At 67.8% G+C, this 16449-nt stretch carries 12 protein-coding genes; 7 read left to right on the top strand and 5 right to left on the bottom strand.

The annotated features are described in order from the left end of the window. Positions 1-38 precede the first annotated feature (38 nt). Positions 39-392 carry an Rv2175c family DNA-binding protein gene (locus tag BLP88_RS15125; protein WP_074590526.1) on the bottom strand — a complete coding sequence of 118 codons (354 nt, stop codon included), beginning with the start codon at positions 390-392 and terminating at the stop codon, positions 39-41. Positions 393-663: 271 nt separating this feature from the next. Between BLP88_RS15125 and BLP88_RS15120 the strand changes: the two genes are divergently transcribed. Beyond that, positions 664-1980, top strand: coding sequence for a lytic transglycosylase domain-containing protein (locus tag BLP88_RS15120; protein WP_074590524.1), 1317 nt, complete (start codon positions 664-666; stop codon positions 1978-1980). A gap of 80 nt (positions 1981-2060) precedes the next feature. Further along, positions 2061-4136 carry a Stk1 family PASTA domain-containing Ser/Thr kinase gene (pknB, locus tag BLP88_RS15115; protein ID WP_074590523.1) on the top strand — a complete coding sequence of 692 codons (2076 nt, stop codon included), beginning with the start codon at positions 2061-2063 and terminating at the stop codon, positions 4134-4136. Positions 4137-4203: 67 nt separating this feature from the next. Here the strand turns inward: pknB and BLP88_RS15110 are convergent, their stop codons facing one another. Both BLP88_RS15110 and BLP88_RS15105 read right to left on the bottom strand, forming a co-directional pair. Then, positions 4204-5574, bottom strand: a complete 1371-nt coding sequence (locus BLP88_RS15110) for a class II 3-deoxy-7-phosphoheptulonate synthase (protein WP_074590521.1) — start codon at positions 5572-5574, stop codon at positions 4204-4206. Positions 5575-5669: 95 nt separating this feature from the next. Then, on the bottom strand, positions 5670-6383 hold the full coding sequence (locus BLP88_RS15105; RefSeq protein WP_074590519.1) for a lysophospholipid acyltransferase family protein: 714 nt from the start codon (positions 6381-6383) through the stop codon (positions 5670-5672). Positions 6384-6492: 109 nt separating this feature from the next. Between BLP88_RS15105 and BLP88_RS15100 the strand changes: the two genes are divergently transcribed. Genes BLP88_RS15100 through BLP88_RS15090 form a run of 3 tightly spaced genes read left to right on the top strand, consistent with a single transcriptional unit; the run spans position 6493 to position 8608 of the window. After that, on the top strand, positions 6493-7281 hold the full coding sequence (locus BLP88_RS15100; RefSeq protein ID WP_074590518.1) for an alpha/beta hydrolase: 789 nt from the start codon (positions 6493-6495) through the stop codon (positions 7279-7281). After that, entirely contained in the window at positions 7278-8090 is an 813-nt protein-coding gene (locus BLP88_RS15095) for an alpha/beta hydrolase (RefSeq protein ID WP_074590516.1), read from the top strand. The genes BLP88_RS15100 and BLP88_RS15095 overlap by 4 nt, the downstream gene beginning before the upstream one ends. Continuing rightward, on the top strand, positions 8087-8608 hold the full coding sequence (locus tag BLP88_RS15090; protein WP_074590514.1) for a hypothetical protein: 522 nt from the start codon (positions 8087-8089) through the stop codon (positions 8606-8608). The genes BLP88_RS15095 and BLP88_RS15090 overlap by 4 nt, the downstream gene beginning before the upstream one ends. A gap of 20 nt (positions 8609-8628) precedes the next feature. On the opposite strand, the gene BLP88_RS15085 is transcribed toward BLP88_RS15090, so the two are convergent. Continuing rightward, positions 8629-9750: an ROK family glucokinase gene (locus BLP88_RS15085; RefSeq protein ID WP_084111273.1), complete on the bottom strand. Its 1122-nt coding sequence runs from the start codon at positions 9748-9750 to the stop codon at positions 8629-8631. A gap of 202 nt (positions 9751-9952) precedes the next feature. Between BLP88_RS15085 and BLP88_RS15080 the strand changes: the two genes are divergently transcribed. Continuing rightward, entirely contained in the window at positions 9953-11764 is a 1812-nt protein-coding gene (locus tag BLP88_RS15080) for an AMP-dependent synthetase/ligase (RefSeq protein ID WP_074590513.1), read from the top strand. A gap of 69 nt (positions 11765-11833) precedes the next feature. Here the strand turns inward: BLP88_RS15080 and BLP88_RS15075 are convergent, their stop codons facing one another. After that, positions 11834-15229: a pyruvate carboxylase gene (locus tag BLP88_RS15075; RefSeq protein WP_074590511.1), complete on the bottom strand. Its 3396-nt coding sequence runs from the start codon at positions 15227-15229 to the stop codon at positions 11834-11836. 327 nt (positions 15230-15556) lie between these two features. Between BLP88_RS15075 and BLP88_RS15070 the strand changes: the two genes are divergently transcribed. After that, on the top strand, positions 15557-16435 hold the full coding sequence (locus BLP88_RS15070) for a ParA family protein (protein WP_074590509.1): 879 nt from the start codon (positions 15557-15559) through the stop codon (positions 16433-16435). Positions 16436-16449 lie beyond the last annotated feature (14 nt).

The raw sequence follows: 16449 nt of genomic DNA, 5'->3' as shown, positions 1-16449 counted from the left end.
AGGTAACCTGCCGCCGTCGTCCTCTTGTTTTGGGACGGTTACCAGGCCAGGGACTGCGCCCGCCGCCGGATCTCGGTCTTGCGTCCTTCGCGCAGGGCGTCCACCGGCCGGCCGCGGAGGGATTCATCCGGAGTGAAGAGCCAGACGATGAGTTCCTCATCGGTGTAGCCGGCGTCGCCGAGCACGGCGACGGTGCCCTTCAGGCTGTCCAGCACATGGCCGTCCTGGATGAAAAGGGCCGGGATGCTGCGGATCTTCCGTTCGCCCACGCGCAGCGCAACCAGTGCACGCTCGTCCAGGAGTCCGTGGACCTTGGTAATGGGAACGTCGAGGATTTCGGCAACATCGGGCAGCGGCAGCCATTCGGAAACGAGGCTTTCTACAGTACTCACGAAAACAAGGTTGCCACGGTCCGGCCGCTTCGCCTAGCCGGCGGCGGCGCTGTTTCCTGATTCGCGGGCGGGTGGATTCCCATACCCGTCCGGGTTCATTCTTATTGCCTGGAGAGCAGCTAATGCGCCAATGAGCAGCACTTTTCTTGTGCCTGCTGCAAATCTGTGAGAGATTCACTTTGATCACAATTGCAACTTTGTGCACATTAGTAACATTGGTATCACTGGCAGCAGCGTCCTGCGAAGCCCGCAGCTGAGATGAGGATTTCCTATGACGACCCCACGCTCGTCCAAGAAGACAACAAGCATGCCCGTGCTTGCGGCCACTACAGCAGCGTTGCCCGCCGTCGTGCTCTCCTCGCTGGCCCTGGCACAGCCCGCGGCTGCCGCCGCGCCCGCTGCCCAGCCGCAACGCATCCCCGCCACGCTCGCCGCCGCAATCAAGGCGCAGGCGGCCCAGGCGTCCGGCGGCGTGATCCCGGCGTCGTCCGTCGCCGCCACCCTCCCGGCGGCCCTCCGTTCGGTTCCCTCGGGCTACACGGTGAAGCCGGGCGACACCATCAGCGGCATCGCGGCACGCCACGGGCTCGGAACCAACGCCGTGCTGAAGCTGAACCGCCTTTCAGCCACCTCGATCATCTACCCGGGCCAGCGCATCAAGCTGACCGGCGCTGCTCCGGCCGCTCCGGCACCGCGTCCTGCAGCATCGGCCGCCGCGCCCAGCCGCACGTACACCGTGAAGCCGGGCGACACCCTCAGCGGCATCGCAGCCCGTCACGGGGTGGGCCTGTCCAAGGTCTTCAGCTGGAACGGCCTGAACGCGAACTCCATCATCTACCCGGGCCAGAAGATCAAGCTCGGCGGCACCGCAGCCGCGGCCGCCCCGGCCAAGGCCGCACCCGCCGCCCCGGCGAAGGCGGCCTCGCCGGGTTCCTACACGATCAAGGCCGGGGACACCCTCGGCGGGATCGCTTACCGGCACAAGGTCTCCCTGTCGGCGCTGCTGTCGGCCAACCGGCTCAAGGCCACCACCATCATCTACCCCGGGCAGAAGCTGGCCATTCCCGGCGGATCCGCGATCCAGGCGGCCTCGAGCCCCAAGCAGCTGGTCCCCAGCTCCTTCCTGGGCTACACGTACCCGGCCGCGGTCGTCAGTTCGGCGAACAAGAACAAGGCCATCCTGGAAGCATCGCCGGTTCCGACCCGTGAGCAGATGAAAGCCATCGTGGCGGACACCGCGCGGCGCATGGGCGTCAACCCCTCGCTGGCGCTGGCGTTCGCGTACCAGGAATCCGGCTTCAACCAGCGCGCCGTCTCCCCCGCCAACGCCATCGGCACCATGCAGGTCATCCCGACTTCGGGTGAATGGGCCTCGGACCTCGTGGGCCGCAAGCTCAACCTGCTGGACCCGTACGACAACGCCACCGCCGGCGTAGCGATCATCCGTGCACTCGTCAGCACCAGCAAGACCGTTGACCTGGCGATCGCAGGCTACTACCAGGGCCAGTACTCCGTCAGCAAGCACGGAATGTACGCGGATACGAAGCAGTACGTGGCCTCGGTCAAGGCCTTGATGAAGCAGTTCTAAGACGCCTGGCACAGTTCGCCACGGGCCCGGATCGCACGGACGATTCGGGCCCGTTGTCTATGCTCACTTAGGATCGTAGGGTGCAGGAACAAGTCTCGGACCACCTTCTCGGGTCCCTCGTGGACCAACGGTACCTCGTGCGTACCCGGCTCGCCGGCGGCGGGATGTCCACCGTCTACCTGGCCACCGACGAGCGGCTCGACCGCGATGTCGCCCTGAAGGTCCTCCACCCGCACTTGGCGAACGACGCCAGCTTCCTGGAACGTCTGCGCCGGGAAGCACGCGCCGCGGCCAGCCTCTCCCATCCCCATGTGGTGGGCGTGCTCGACCAGGGCCAGGACGGCCATATTGCCTACCTCGTCATGGAATACATCAAGGGGCACACGCTCCGGGATGTCCTCCAGGAAAAGGGCGGCCTCTCCCCGCGCCTTGCGCTGGCCCTGATCGATCCGGTCATCGAGGGCCTCGCCGCCGCCCACTCTGCCGGCCTCATCCACCGGGATGTGAAACCGGAAAACGTGCTGATCGCCGACGACGGCCGGATCAAGGTGGGCGACTTCGGCCTGGCCCGCGCGGTCACGGCCGCCACCAGCACCGGTTCGCTGATCGGAACCGTCGCCTATCTGGCGCCCGAGCTCGTCCTGGGCGAGGCGGCCGATGCGCGCAGCGACATTTATTCGGCCGGCGTCATGCTCTACGAGATGCTGACCGGCACCCAGCCGTACTCCGGCGAGGTACCCATCCAGGTGGCTTACAAGCACGTCAACGCGGAAATACCAGCGCCCTCGGCCGCCGCGCCCGGCCTGGTGTCCGACCTCGATGAACTCGTCCAGTGGTGCACGGCCAAGGATCCCGAGCAGCGGCCCGTCGACGGGGGCGCCCTCCTTTCCGAACTGCGGCACATCCGCACCACACTCAGCGACGAGCAACTGGACTACGCGCCGCTGTCGGCCCGGCCGTCCCTGGCAGCGGCGGAACAGGCGGCGTCGCTGGACACCACGGTCCTGGGGTCCGCCGATGCCGCGCACACCGAAATCATCTCGTCCGGCCAGCACCCCACGTCCGTGCTGCCGCAGCCGGCGCAGGGGATTTCGGCTGCGGCCTTCCCGACGTCGGTGCTGCCGCCGGCGGGGCCACTGCCCGCCGGTACCGACCGGGACGCGTCCTCCGCGCAGCTTTCGCCGCGGGAGGAGAAGCGGGCCGCGCGCCAGGCCGAAAAGGACCGCGCCCGGGCCGCCGCGACCCCGTCCCGGACGCTCCGGGAGGGCAATGTCCGGCGGCGCGCGGTCATCTGGGCCTCGGTGATCCTGCTGCTTGCCGTCCTGGCCGGTACTGCCGGCTGGTTCTTCGGGATGGGGCCAGGCTCACCCGGAACCATCCCGGCGCTGAAGAACAGGCCGGCCCAGGAGGCCGAGCAGCTGCTCCGCACTGCGGGCTTCCAGTCCCGGCCCCAGGACGTCTTCGACGACGAAGTGAAGGCCGGCTACACGGTGGGCACCGATCCCGCGGCAGGAGTGGAAATCCGCAAGTTCCTGCCCGTCACCCTCTTCGTGTCCAAGGGCCCGCAGCTGTTTCCCCTGGCGAACCTGGACGGGCTGAGCCTGGAGCAGGCCAAGGACGCACTGGCAGGGGCCGAGATGACGCTGGGCCGGGTCTCGGAGAAGTACGACGAGCAGGCACCGGCCGGCACCATCCTGTCCCAGGCGCCGGCCAAGGACACCCCTGTTCGGCACGGAACGGCCGTGTCCCTGGTGGTGTCCAAGGGCCCGCAGCCGCTCCCGGTTCCGGACGTACGCGGAATGGACAGGGCCGCGGCCGTGAAGGCGATCAGCGATGCCGGGCTGACCGCGAAAGTCGCCGCCGAAGAGATCTTTGACAAGAAGGCTCCGGCTGGCACGGTGCTCCGCCAGTCGCCGTCGGACGGGACCCTGAATCGCGGCGGCACGGTGACCCTGACCCTGTCCAAGGGGCCACGGCTGGTCGAGGTCCCGAATTTCGTGGGCAAGTCGGCCAAACAGGCCGAAAGGGAGCTCAAGAAGCTCGGCTTCGAAGTGGAGCTCGACGTGTTCGGCGGCATCCTGGGCCTGGTCCAGAGCCAGGACCCCGTGGACACCATGGCCCCGGAAGGGTCCACCGTGACCCTGCGCGTGGTCTGATTCAGCGCGAGCGTACAGCTGAGGCCCCAAAACACGCGGTTTTGGGGCCTCAACTGTACGTTCGGGTTTAGCGCTTTGCGAGTGCCCCGGCCACCAGGAAGGCCACTTCGAGGGACTGCATGTGGTTCAGGCGGGGATCGCAGACGGACTCGTAGCGGTCGGCGAAGGCGTCCTCGTCGATCGGGTCCGACCCTCCGAGGCACTCGGCGACGTCGTCGCCGGTCATCTCCATGTGCAGGCCGCCCGGCACCGTGCCCAGGGCCTGGTGCACCTCGAAGAAGCCGCGCACTTCGTCGATGACGTCGTCGAAGCGGCGGGTCTTGTAGCCGTTCTGTGAGGTGACGGTGTTGCCGTGCATGGGGTCGGTCACCCACAGCACCTGCGCGCCGGACGCGGTGACGCGTTCGACGACGGCGGGCAGCTTTTCGCGGATGTTCTTCGCACCCATGCGGGTGATGAAGGTCAGGCGGCCGGGTTCGCGGTTCGGGTCCAGCTTGTCGATCAGGCGCAGGGCGTCGTCGCCGCTGGTGCCCGGGCCGAGCTTCACGCCGATCGGGTTGCGGACGCGGGACAGGAAGTCCACGTGGGCGTGGTCCAGTTCGCGGGTGCGCTCTCCGATCCACAGGAAGTGGCTGGACGTGTCGTAGGGCAGGCCGGTGCGGGAGTCGATGCGGGTCAGGGCGCGCTCGTAGTCCAGCAGCAGGGCTTCATGGCTGGCGAAGAATTCGACGCGCTTGAGGGCTTCGAAGTCGGCTCCGCAGGAGTCCATGAAGCGGATGGCGCGGTCGATGTCCCGGGCCAGGGATTCGTACCGGGCGTGGGCCGGGTTCTCGGTAAAGCCCTTGTTCCACTGGTGGACCAGGCGCAGGTCGGCGAAACCGCCCTGGGTGAAGGCACGGATCAGGTTCAGCGTGGCGGCGGAGGTATGGTATGCCCGCAACATGCGTCCGGCGTCGTGGGCCCGGGATTCGGGCGTGAAGTCGTAGCCGTTGACGATGTCACCGCGGTATGCCGGCAGCGTGACGCCGTCGCGGGTTTCGTCGTTGGATGAGCGCGGCTTGGCGAACTGGCCGGCCATGCGGCCCATCTTGATCACGGGCATCGCGGCACCGTAGGTGAGCACCACGGCCATCTGCAGGATGGTCTTTACGCGGGCGCTGATCTTGTCCGCGGTGGCGCCCTCGAAGGTCTCGGCGCAGTCGCCGCCCTGGAGCAGGAAGGCACGGCCCTGGGCGGCGGCAGCGAGGCGTTCGCGCAGGACGTCGACTTCGCCGGCGAACACCAGAGGCGGCAGCACGGAGAGTTCCTTGACGGAGGCGTCGAAGACGTCCCGGTCCGACCAGGTGGGCTGCTGCGAAATCGGCAGTTGGCGCCAGTCGTCCAGTCCCGGATAGTCAGCGGCACCGCTTTGCGCCGTGCTGGTCATGGGGCCGGTCATCGAGGGTGCGGGGATTAGCTCAGTCACCCTACAAGACTAGTGGGCTGCTGCCCGCTTTGGGGACACGGCGGCCGTAACCCGCAGCTGCGGTTCCGTCATACTTTTCCGCCCGTTCCGCCGTCGCTGTCGTGGCCGGTGAGCCGGGCCTTCACGTCGGCGGCGTACTCGTCCACGTACTCCTGCCCGGAGAGCCGCATGATCTCGTACATGACCCGGTCGGTGACAGTGCGCTGCACGGTGCGGTCTTCCTCACGGCCATAGTGCTCGCTGAAATCCAGCGGCTGGCCGATGATCATGCCGATGCGCCGGATGTTCGGCACCCTTTTGCCGATGGGCTGCACCTTCTCGGTGCCGATCATGGCAACGGGAATCACAGGGACGCGGGTCTGCAGCGCCAGTTTCGCCACGCCCGCCTTGCCGCGGTACAGCCGCGCGTCGGGGCTGCGGGTTCCCTCCGGATAGATCCCCAGCAGGCCTCCGCCCAGCAGCACGTCCCTGCCAGCGCCCAGCGACACTTCGGAGGCCGCTCCGCCCGAGCGGTCCATGGGCAACTGCTTGGTGAGCCGGAAGAACAGCGCCGTCAACCTGCCCTTGAGGCCCGTGCCGGTGAAGTACTCGGCCTTCGCCAGGAAGATCACCGGACGGCGCACCATCAGCGGCAGGAAGATCGAATCGGAAAAGGACAAATGGTTCGAAGCGAGGATGGCTGCGCCTTCGTCCGGGACATTGTCCAGCCCCTTGACCCATGGACGGAACAGCAGTTTGAGGATGGGACCAAGAAAGATCCGCTTCATGACCCAATAGAACACCGTGGTTCCTCCCCGGGTGGCATGTAAATATGGCCGGACGCCTCCGTCCGGCGCTCAATTGCCACCCTACTCCTGTGTGAATTTCCGGGAACAGTGACACGATGGACACATGACGGAAAGCAGCGTCCCGGGCGGTCCCCGGGCCTTCGGGTACGCGGGCCACGGAGACAACGCGCGCACCGGAATCGTCCTTTGCCATGGTTTCACCGGCAGCCCGCTCAGCATCATGCCGTGGGCCGAACACCTCGCCGCCCAGGGCTTCGCGGTCACGGTCCCGCTGCTTCCCGGGCACGGAACGCACTGGCAGGACCTGGCCAGGACGTCCTGGAAGGACTGGTACGGAGCGTTCGAGCACAGCTACCTGGAACTGGCAGGCCGGACCTCCCGCTGCTTCGTCGCGGGACTGTCCATGGGCGGCGCCGTTGCGCTGCGGGCAGCGGCCCGGCACCCGGTGGCGGGGGTCGCCGTCGTGAATCCCGGGCTGAGCTTCTACGACCGCCGGGTCCGCTACATCGGAGCGCTGAAGCATGTCATGCGCACCACGGTGCCGATCGAGGAGGAAAACCCGACGTCGGAGCCCACCGACGACGGCGATTACTCCCGCACCCCGCTGGCGGCCGTGCATGAACTCAAGAAACTGTTCCGCTCCGCCTCCCGCTCGCTTCCGGCGATCACGGCACCGGCCCTGGTGTTCAAGTCCGCGCAGGACGCTGTGGTGCCGCCCAGCTCCCTTGCGATGATCAGCAAACGCATCGGCAGCAGGGACCTGCGGGTGGTGCCCCTGCCGCACAGCGGACACGTCGCGACGCTGGACCTCGACGCTCCGCTGATCCTCGAAGAATCCACTGCATTTTTCCTGCGGCATGCCGCCCACAGAGTAGCCTCGGAGTCATCATGAACACTGTCCCCGATTTTTCGCCGTTCGCGAGCAGCTTCACCGGTTCCGGCCCGAGCGTCGGGGTGGTGATGTGCCACGGGTTCACGGGCAGTCCGCACAGCATGCGGCCCTGGGCCCGGTACCTGGCCGAGGAGGGTTTCGCGGTCCGGCTGCCACTGCTTCCCGGCCACGGCACCAGCTGGCAGGACATGGCTACCCGGCGCTGGCAGGAATGGCACCACGCCGTGGACTCCGCCTACTTGGAGTTGCAGGCCGAATGCGATTACGTGTTCGCCGCCGGACTCTCCATGGGCGGCACACTTGCACTCCGAATTGCCGCCACCCGGCCGGTGGCCGGGACCATCGTCGTCAACCCGGGCCTGATCATCGATGATCCCCGCTCCGCCGTTGTGGGCCTCCTCAAGTACGTCATGAAGACCGCGCCCGCCATTGCCAACGACATCCGCAAACCCGGCATGGACGAAGGCGCCTACCCGCGCACCCCGGTGGCCGCCGGGCACGAGCTGAAGAAGTTGTACAAGGACACCCAGGTGCTGCTGCCCCGGATTTCGGCGCCGGTGCGCGTGTTCCGGTCGTCGGTGGACCACGTGATGTCCGACGCCAGCATCCGACAACTTCGCCGCCTCGTCACCGCTCCCCTGGAACTGACCGCGCTGGAAAACAGCTACCACGTTGCCACGCTGGACAACGACGCCCCGGGAATCTTCAAGGCCTCCGCGGAGTTCATCCGAAAGACCGTAGCCGGACTCACCACGGAGGATTCCCGCCCCGCGCTGGAAGACTCCGGACCCGAAGGACGCCACCAATGAACAGGCCGGGGCCCGACTCCGCGGACCAGAGCGCGAACAAGGACGACGACGCCGTCTGGCTTGACCTTGTGGCCAGGCTCGAAGCAATGCCGGACGAAACCCTGGACGCCGGCGACGACACTACCAGTGACATTCCGGATGCGGCCGGCCGAAGCTACCTGCCGGGCAGCTTCAGCGACTACGACCCGCTGGGACTTTCCCGCGGCCTTTCCGGCGGGACGGACGCCGGCGACGCCGCGCCCGGCACCGGGCCGCGCGACTACGAGGCGGCCGAGGACGACGGGGGCTTTGTTCCGGAGGAGCCGCCCAGCCTCGCCGGGACCGAACCGATGCTGATGCTGGCATGGGTGGGTGCGGTGGGCGGCCCGCTGGCCCTGCTGTTCACCGCGATGTTCTGGCGTTCGGCACCGCTGCCGGCTGTCCTCGGGATGGTGGCGGCGTTCCTCGCCGCGGTGGTCTACCTCATCATGCGGCTTCCCCGCGAGAAGGACGACCACGACGACGGCGCCCGCATCTAGGTGCCCGCTGTTCCGGTCGCCTAACCCTGTAGCCTGCCGCTGACCCGTGAGAGATCGGCCGCGCCGATCATCCCCGCCCGCGGGCCGAGTTCGGCGAGCCTGATCGCCGCCGGGGGGCGGAAGCCGCGGCCGGTGAGGTTCCGGGTGAAGGCCTGCCGCGCCGGGCCCACCAGCAGCTCGCCGGCGTCGCACAATCCGCCCCCGATCACGAACGTTCCGGGATCCAGGGCCGCCGCCAGGTTCGCCAGGCCAAGGCCGAGCCACTGCCCGACCTCCTCCAGCAGTTCCTTCGACGCCGGATCGCCGGACTTGGCCAACTGCGACACGGTCAAACCGGTGATGTCATCGGCGACCCCGCCGCTGGCCTTAAGCAGTTCGTAGGCCAGCGGAGACTTCCGGCGTGCGAGCTCCCTGGCTTCGCGGCCCAGGGCGTTCCCCGAAGCGTACTGTTCCCAGCAGCCCCGGTTGCCGCACTCACAGCGGTGGCCGCCCGGAACGGCCACCTGGTGGCCGAACTCCCCCGCGACTCCGAAGCGTCCGCGTTCCAGGCGGCCGTCCATCACCATCGCCCCGCCGATGCCTGTGCCCAGGGTGATGCACACCAGGCGGCTCTCGCCCCGCCCCGCACCGAAGCGCCATTCCGCCCAGGCGGCGGCGTCGGCGTCGTTGGCCAGGAGGACGGGTCGGCGGAGCAGCTTCTGGAGGTTGTCCCGCAGCGGTTCGTTGCGCCAGGCGAGGTGCGGGCTGAACAGCACCGTGCCGCCGTCGAGGTCCATCCAGCCGGCCGCGCCGATGCCGATCGAGGCAATCCGGTGGTTTTCGCCCAGTTCCCGCACGAGGTCCACGATCACACGCTCGACGGCGCGGGGATCGCTGCCGGGCGTGGCCCGGCGCCGTTCGTCCAGGACCCGCCCTTCGGCATCGACGACGCCGGCGGCCACCTTGGTGCCGCCAATGTCGATCCCGATGGCCAGGCCGCGCCGCCCCAACCGGGAGCGTCCCGCGGACGCCGCCAGCCGGCTTCCCGCCCCGGGAGTCCAGGACGCGGTGGCGTGGCGCAGGGGAACGCGGCGTCGGGCGGCAGAGGCTGACCAGGACGCCTTGCGTGTCTTCGCGTCAGCCGTCGGTGTGGTTCTCAGCATCCCGCCATCCTATTCCGGCGGCAGGGCAGGCGCGGAGATCCACGGAACGGGACGCCACACTTCGAAACGCCCGTCCGTTGGCGGTTTTCCGGGCTGCACCGTAAAGTTACTCGCCAGTAGGTGAACTGCGACACACCCGGACGGCGGGCGTATTAGAGTTAGAGCAGCCCTGCATTGGTCTGTTGATATCAAAGGAGCTATCGTGCGTGAAGTCAGTGTCCCGCCCCTTGTAAATGTCGCCCCTGAAACCAACATCACGGACCTCGTGATCCGGCAGGCAGACAAGCCTTCCAACCCCGCGCTCTTTGCCAAGCTGAACGGGGCCGGCCAGTGGCAGGACATCCATGCCCGCGAGTTCCTTGCCGACGTCTCCGCCCTGGCGAAAGGCCTGATCGCCAACGGCGTGCAGGCCGGTGACCGCGTGGGCATCATGTCCCGCACCCGCTACGAATGGGCCCTGGTGGATTTCGCCATCTGGTTCGCCGGCGGTATCTCGGTTCCGATCTACGAGACGTCATCCCCGTCCCAGGTCGCCTGGAACCTCGGAGATTCCGGCGCCGTGGCGGCCTTCGCCGAAGCCGCCCACCACGAGGACATCATTCGGCAGGCCGTGGCCGGGCAGGACCTGGGCACCGTGGCCAACGTCTGGCAGCTCGAAGGCGGCGGGCTGGACCTGCTGCGCAGCGCGGGCACCGGCGTCAGCGACGAGGAACTGGAAGCCCGCCGCAGCAAGGCGGTCCTGGCGGACACCGCCACCATCATCTACACCTCGGGCACCACCGGACGTCCCAAGGGCTGCGAACTGACGCACGGCAACTTCGTGGAACTGTCAGACAACGCCCTGGCCTCCCTGGGAGACGTGGTCAACGAACGTGCCCGGACCATCATGTTCCTGCCCCTCGCCCATGTGTTCGCCCGCTTCATCTCGGTCCTGGCCGTCGCCGCCGGCGCGCAGGTGGCCCACACCCCGGACATCAAGAACCTGCTGGCGGACCTGCAGAGCTTCAAGCCGTCCTTCATCCTGGCCGTGCCGCGGGTTTTCGAAAAGGTGTACAACTCCGCACTGAGCAAGGCCGAAGACGGCGGCAAGGGCGGCATCTTCCACAAAGCGGCCGACACCGCGATCGCCTACTCGAAGGCACGCCAGACCGGTTCCATCGGCCTGGGACTGCGGCTCCAGCATGCTTTGTTCGACCGCCTCGTCTACGGCAAACTCCGGGCAGCGATGGGCGGACAGGTCACCCACGCCGTCTCCGGCGGCGGCCCGCTGGGCGAACGCCTGGGCCACTTCTTCCAGGGCATCGGCCTGCAGATCCTCGAAGGCTACGGCCTGACGGAAACCACGGCCCCCGTCTCCGTGAACACCCCGTCCCTGATCAAGATCGGCACCGTGGGCGCTCCCCTGCCGGGCAACGCGGTCAGGATCGCGGACGACGGCGAAATCCTCGCCAAGGGCGTCTGCGTCATGAAGGGCTACTACAAGCGGGAAGACCTGCAGGACGAGACCTTCGTGGACGGCTGGTTCCGCACCGGCGACATAGGGGAACTGGATGAGCAGGGCTTCCTGAAGATCACCGGCCGCAAGAAGGAAATCATCGTCACCGCCGGCGGCAAGAACGTGGTCCCGGCGCTGCTGGAGGACCAGATCCGCGCCGACGCCCTCGTCTCCCAGGTGGTGGTGCTCGGCGACAACCGGCCGTTCATCGGCGCCCTGGTGACTCTGGACGAGGAAGCCCTCCCGGGCTGGCTGGAACGCCACGGGCTGCCCGCGGGCACCTCGCTCCAGGAGGCCGCCGGCAATCCCGTGGTCCGGGCTGCGGTGCAGGAGCTGATCAGCAAGGCAAACCAGTCCGTGTCCCAGGCGGAGGCCATTAAGTCCTTCCGCATTGTCGACTCGGACTTCACCGAGGCGTCCGGCCACCTGACGCCGTCCATGAAGGTCAAGCGCGCCCAGGTGATGAAGGACTTCGAGACCGTCATCGAGGAGATGTACGCGGCCCCGAAGGTTTCCTGACTTCCACGGCCAAGACAAAGAGGGAGGCCCGGGCAACAGCCCGGGCCTCCCTCTTGTTTGCCTTCTGGCTTACTCGACGACGATCAGCAGGTCCCCGCCCTGGACCTGTTCGACGGCGTTGATGGCCAGGCGGGAGACCTTGCCGGCCACCGGGGTGGTGATGGATGCTTCCATCTTCATTGCCTCGATGGTGGCGACGGTGTCGCCGGCGTTGACGGTATCGCCTGCCTTGACAGTCACGGTCACGGCGCCGGCGAACGGCGCGGCCACCTGGCCCGGCTGCGACGGATCGGCCTTCTCCGCGGTCTTGACGTTGCTGACCACGGACTTGTCGCGGACGACCACCGGGCGGGACTGCCCGTTGAGCTTGCACATGACGGTGCGCATGCCCTTTTCGTCGGCTTCGGACACCGCTTCGAGGGAGGCGATCAGGCGGACCCCCTTCTCCAACTCAATCACGTGCTCGGCGCCGCGCTGCAGGCCGTACAGGTAGTCGCGGGTATCCAGGACCGAGAGGTTGCCATAGCTTTCGACGCTCTTCAGGTAGTCCTTGGTGGGACCGGCGAAGAGCAGGCGGTTCAAGGTCTGCCGGCGGGTGGCGGAGTCGGACTTGAGCGCGGCGCTGTCTTCTGCGCTCAGTTCCACGTCCCGCACCTTGATGCTGCGGCCCTGCAGAGCCTTGGTCCGGAACGGCTCCGGCCAGCCTCCGGGAGGATCGCCCAGTTCGCCGGACAGGAAGCCGATGACCGAATCCGGGATGTCGTAGTTCTGCGGGTTCTCGTTGAAGTCCGCGGGGTCTGCATTCAGGCCCACCAGGTGGAGGGCGAGATCGCCCACCACCTTCGAGGACGGCGTGACCTTGACCAGGCGGCCGAGGATCCGGTCCGCTGCCGTGTACATGTCCTCGATGGCTTCGAAATGCTCGCCGAGGCCCAGGGCGATGGCCTGCTGGCGCAGGTTGGACAGCTGGCCGCCCGGGATCTCGTGCCGGTAGACACGGCCGGTGGGGCCCGGAAGCCCGGACTCGAACGGTGCGTAGACCCGGCGCACGGCCTCCCAGTAGGGTTCCATGGCGCTGACGGCTGCCAGGTCCAGGCCGGTGTCCCGCGGCGTGTGGGCCAGGGCGGCCACGAGCGCGGAGGCGGAGGGCTGGCTGGTGGTTCCGGCGAGCGAGGCGGAGGCGGAGTCCACGGCGTCGACCCCTGCGTCCACGGCGGCCAGCAGCGTGGCCAGCTGGCCGCCCGCGGTGTCGTGGGTGTGCAGGTGCACCGGCAGGTCGAAGCGCTCACGCAAGGCAGAGACCAGCTTGGCGGCCGCGGCGGGGCGCAGCAGGCCTGCCATGTCCTTGATGGCGAGGATGTGCGCTCCGGCGTCGACGATGCGCTGCGCCAGCTCCAGGTAGTAGTCGAGGGTGTAGAGCTTCTCCTCCGGGTCCAGCATGTCGCTGGTGTAGCAGAGGGCGACCTCTGCGACGGCGGTGCCGGTGGCACGGACGGCGCGGATGGCCGGGGCCATCTGGTTCACGTCGTTCAGGGCGTCGAAGATCCGGAAGATGTCGATGCCCGTGGCTGCAGCCTCGTTGACGAACGCCTCGGTGACTTCCTCCGGGTAGGGGGTGTAGCCGACCGTGTTGCGCCCGCGGAGCAGCATCTGGAGGCAGACGTTGGGCAGTGCCTTGCGCAGGGCCGCCAGGCGGTCCCACGGGTCTTCGCCAAGGAAGCGGAGCGCGACGTCGTAGGTCGCACCGCCCCACGCCTCGACCGACAGAAGCTGCGGGGTCAGCGCGGCAACGGCAGGGGCGGCTGCCACGAGGTCGCGGGTACGGACGCGGGTGGCCAGCAGGGACTGGTGTGCGTCACGGAACGTGGTGTCGGTGACCGCGACGGCGTCCTGCTCGCGCAGCGCCTTGGCAAACCCTTCGGGGCCCAGTTCCAGCAGCTTCTGCCGGGAGCCTGCCGGGATGGCCTTGCCCTCCACGGAAGGCAGCTTGGCGGTGGGGTCCGAGTGGACCGTGAGCTCGCCGTTGGGCTTGTTGACAGTGACGTCGGCAAGCCAGGTCAGGAGCTTGGTGCCGCGGTCGGCGGAGACCCGGGCCTTGAGCAGTTCGGGACGTTCGTCGATGAAGGAGGTGGCGACGTTTCCGGCCACGAAGTCCTCGTCGTCGAGCACAGCCTGCAGGAACGGGATGTTCGTCGAGACGCCGCGGATGCGGAACTCGGCCAGGGCACGGCGGGCGCGCTTGACCGCGGCCGGGTAGTCGCGGCCGCGGCAGGTGAGCTTGACCAGCATGGAGTCGAAGTGCGGGCTGATCTCGGCACCCGAGTAGACGGTGCCGCCGTCGAGCCGTACACCGGCTCCGCCGGCCGAACGGTAACCGGTGATCTTTCCGACGTCGGGACGGAAGCCGTTGGCCGGGTCTTCGGTGGTGATGCGGCACTGGAGGGCGGCACCCTTGATGGAGACGCTTTCCTGGCTGAGACCGAGATCGGCCAGGGTCTCGCCGGCGGCGATGCGCATCTGGGCCTGCACGAGGTCCACGTCGGTGATTTCCTCGGTGACCGTGTGCTCCACCTGGATGCGCGGGTTCATCTCGATGAAGACGTGCTGGCCGGCACGCTCGCCGGCGGTGTCCACGAGGAATTCCACGGTACCCGCGTTGACGTAGTTCAGGGCCTTGGCGAAGGCGACGGCGTCGCGGTACAGCGCCTGGCGGATGGAGTCGTCCAGCTGCGGGGCCGGGGCGATCTCGATGACCTTCTGGTGGCGGCGTTGCAGCGAACAGTCACGCTCGAAGAGGTGCATGACGTTGCCCTCGGCGTCGGCGAGGATCTGGACCTCGATGTGGCGCGGGCGCAGCACGGCCTGCTCCAGGAACATCGTGGGGTCACCGAACGCGGCGTCGGCCTCGCGCATGGCGGACTGCAGGGCCTCGGGGAGTGCCTCGCGGGTCTCGACGCGGCGCATGCCGCGGCCACCGCCGCCGGCAACGGCCTTGGCGAAGATCGGGAAGCCGATCTCGTCCGCGGCGGCGATCAGCTCGTCGATGTCGCGGGACGGCGCGCTGGACTTAAGGACCGGAACGCCGGCCTTACGGGCAGCCTCGAGCGCGGCCACCTTGTTGCCGGCGAGCTCCAGGACCTCGGCGGGCGGGCCCACGAAGGTGATGCCCTCTGCCTTGGCGGCGCGGGCGAGGTCCGGGTTCTCGGACAGGAAGCCGTAGCCCGGGTAGATCGCGTCTGCCCCGGCCTCCTTGGCGACCCTGACGACCTCCGCAACGTCCAGGTAAGCACGGACAGGGTGGCCTTCCTGTCCGATCAGGTAGGCCTCGTCGGCTTTCTGCCTGTGAATCGAATTACGATCCTCATGGGGGAAAACCGCTACAGTCTTGGCGCCGAGCTCATAGCCGGCGCGAAAGGCACGGATCGCGATTTCGCCGCGATTGGCCACCAGAATTTTGGAAAACATACTTCTCCTGCATCATTGCGGGTGTAACCGGTCGGTGGTCACAGTGTGTAAGAACGGCCCGGACAAACACAAATCTTTGTGTCAACCGTCACAATGGCTTCCGTCACGTGAAGTTCACCTTCACTCGCAACACGCTCCTGCGTGCTATTGAACTGTGCTGACGGGTGGCTGTTGGAAGGCCGCGGCGGGCGTCCGGAACGGTGAAACCGTGAATCCCCGGCCGGTCCACATAGAATGTTCTGGGGCGTCAGCCAGGTCCCCGTTCCGGCGGGTCCGGGACACTCACCACAGCTACACGGCAACCGGCGTTAGGTTTTGGGTTTTCAAGTGCAAGTAGTCAGCATCAGCAGCCTCAAGGGCGGCGTGGGCAAGACATCCGTGACCACGGGACTGGCATCGGCGGCGCTGGCTGCCGGCATCCCCACCCTGGTTGTGGACCTTGATCCCCACGCGGACGCAACCACCGCACTGGGCGTCCAGCCTGCGGAACAGCTGGACATCGGCCGGATGCTCAAGAACCCCCGCAAGGCGCGCCTGGGCGAGAACGTGGCGGCGAGCGGCTGGATCGGCCAGATCCCCGAGGGCACGGCCCCGGCAGGTTCCCCCGCCGCCGGCAACGGCCACGCCGTTCTGGATGTCGCCGTCGGCTCCGCGTTCACGGGCATCTACGACCGCCCCGACCTCGGACGGCGCGACCTCCGCCGCCTCGCCTCGGTGCTTGCCGGCGCCGGTTCTTATGAACTGGTCCTGGTGGACTGCCCGCCCTCGCTGAACGGCCTCACCCGCATGGCGTGGAACGCGAGCAACCGCGTGGTGCTGGTGGCCGAACCCGGCCTCTTCTCGGTCGCCGGCACGGAACGGACCATGCGCGCCATCCAGCTCTTCCGCAAGGAGTTCGCCCCGCAGCTTGCTCCGGCGGGAATCGTGGCCAACAGGGTGCGCAGCGGGTCCTCGGAGCACGGCTTCCGCCTCGCCGAAATGGAATCGATGTTCGGCGAGCTGCTGCTGACCCCGCACATTCCCGAGCAGGCGAACTGGCAGCAGATCCAGGGCGCCGCGCACGCCGTGCACCACTGGCCGGGCGATTCGGCCAAGGTCACCGCGAAGCTGTTCGACACGCTGCTGGAAAACCTGCTGGCCTCCAACGGCTCACCCGCCTCGAACGGCCTGCCTGGCTCAATCGAACTGCGCAGCCGCCGCCGCTAACGCGTGGCTTCTTC

This window comes from Arthrobacter cupressi, assembly GCF_900099975.1.
GTDB lineage: Bacteria > Actinomycetota > Actinomycetes > Actinomycetales > Micrococcaceae > Arthrobacter > Arthrobacter cupressi.
The sequence above is the reverse complement of the archived record's forward strand: the minus strand, read 5'-3'. Positions and strand labels throughout refer to the sequence as shown.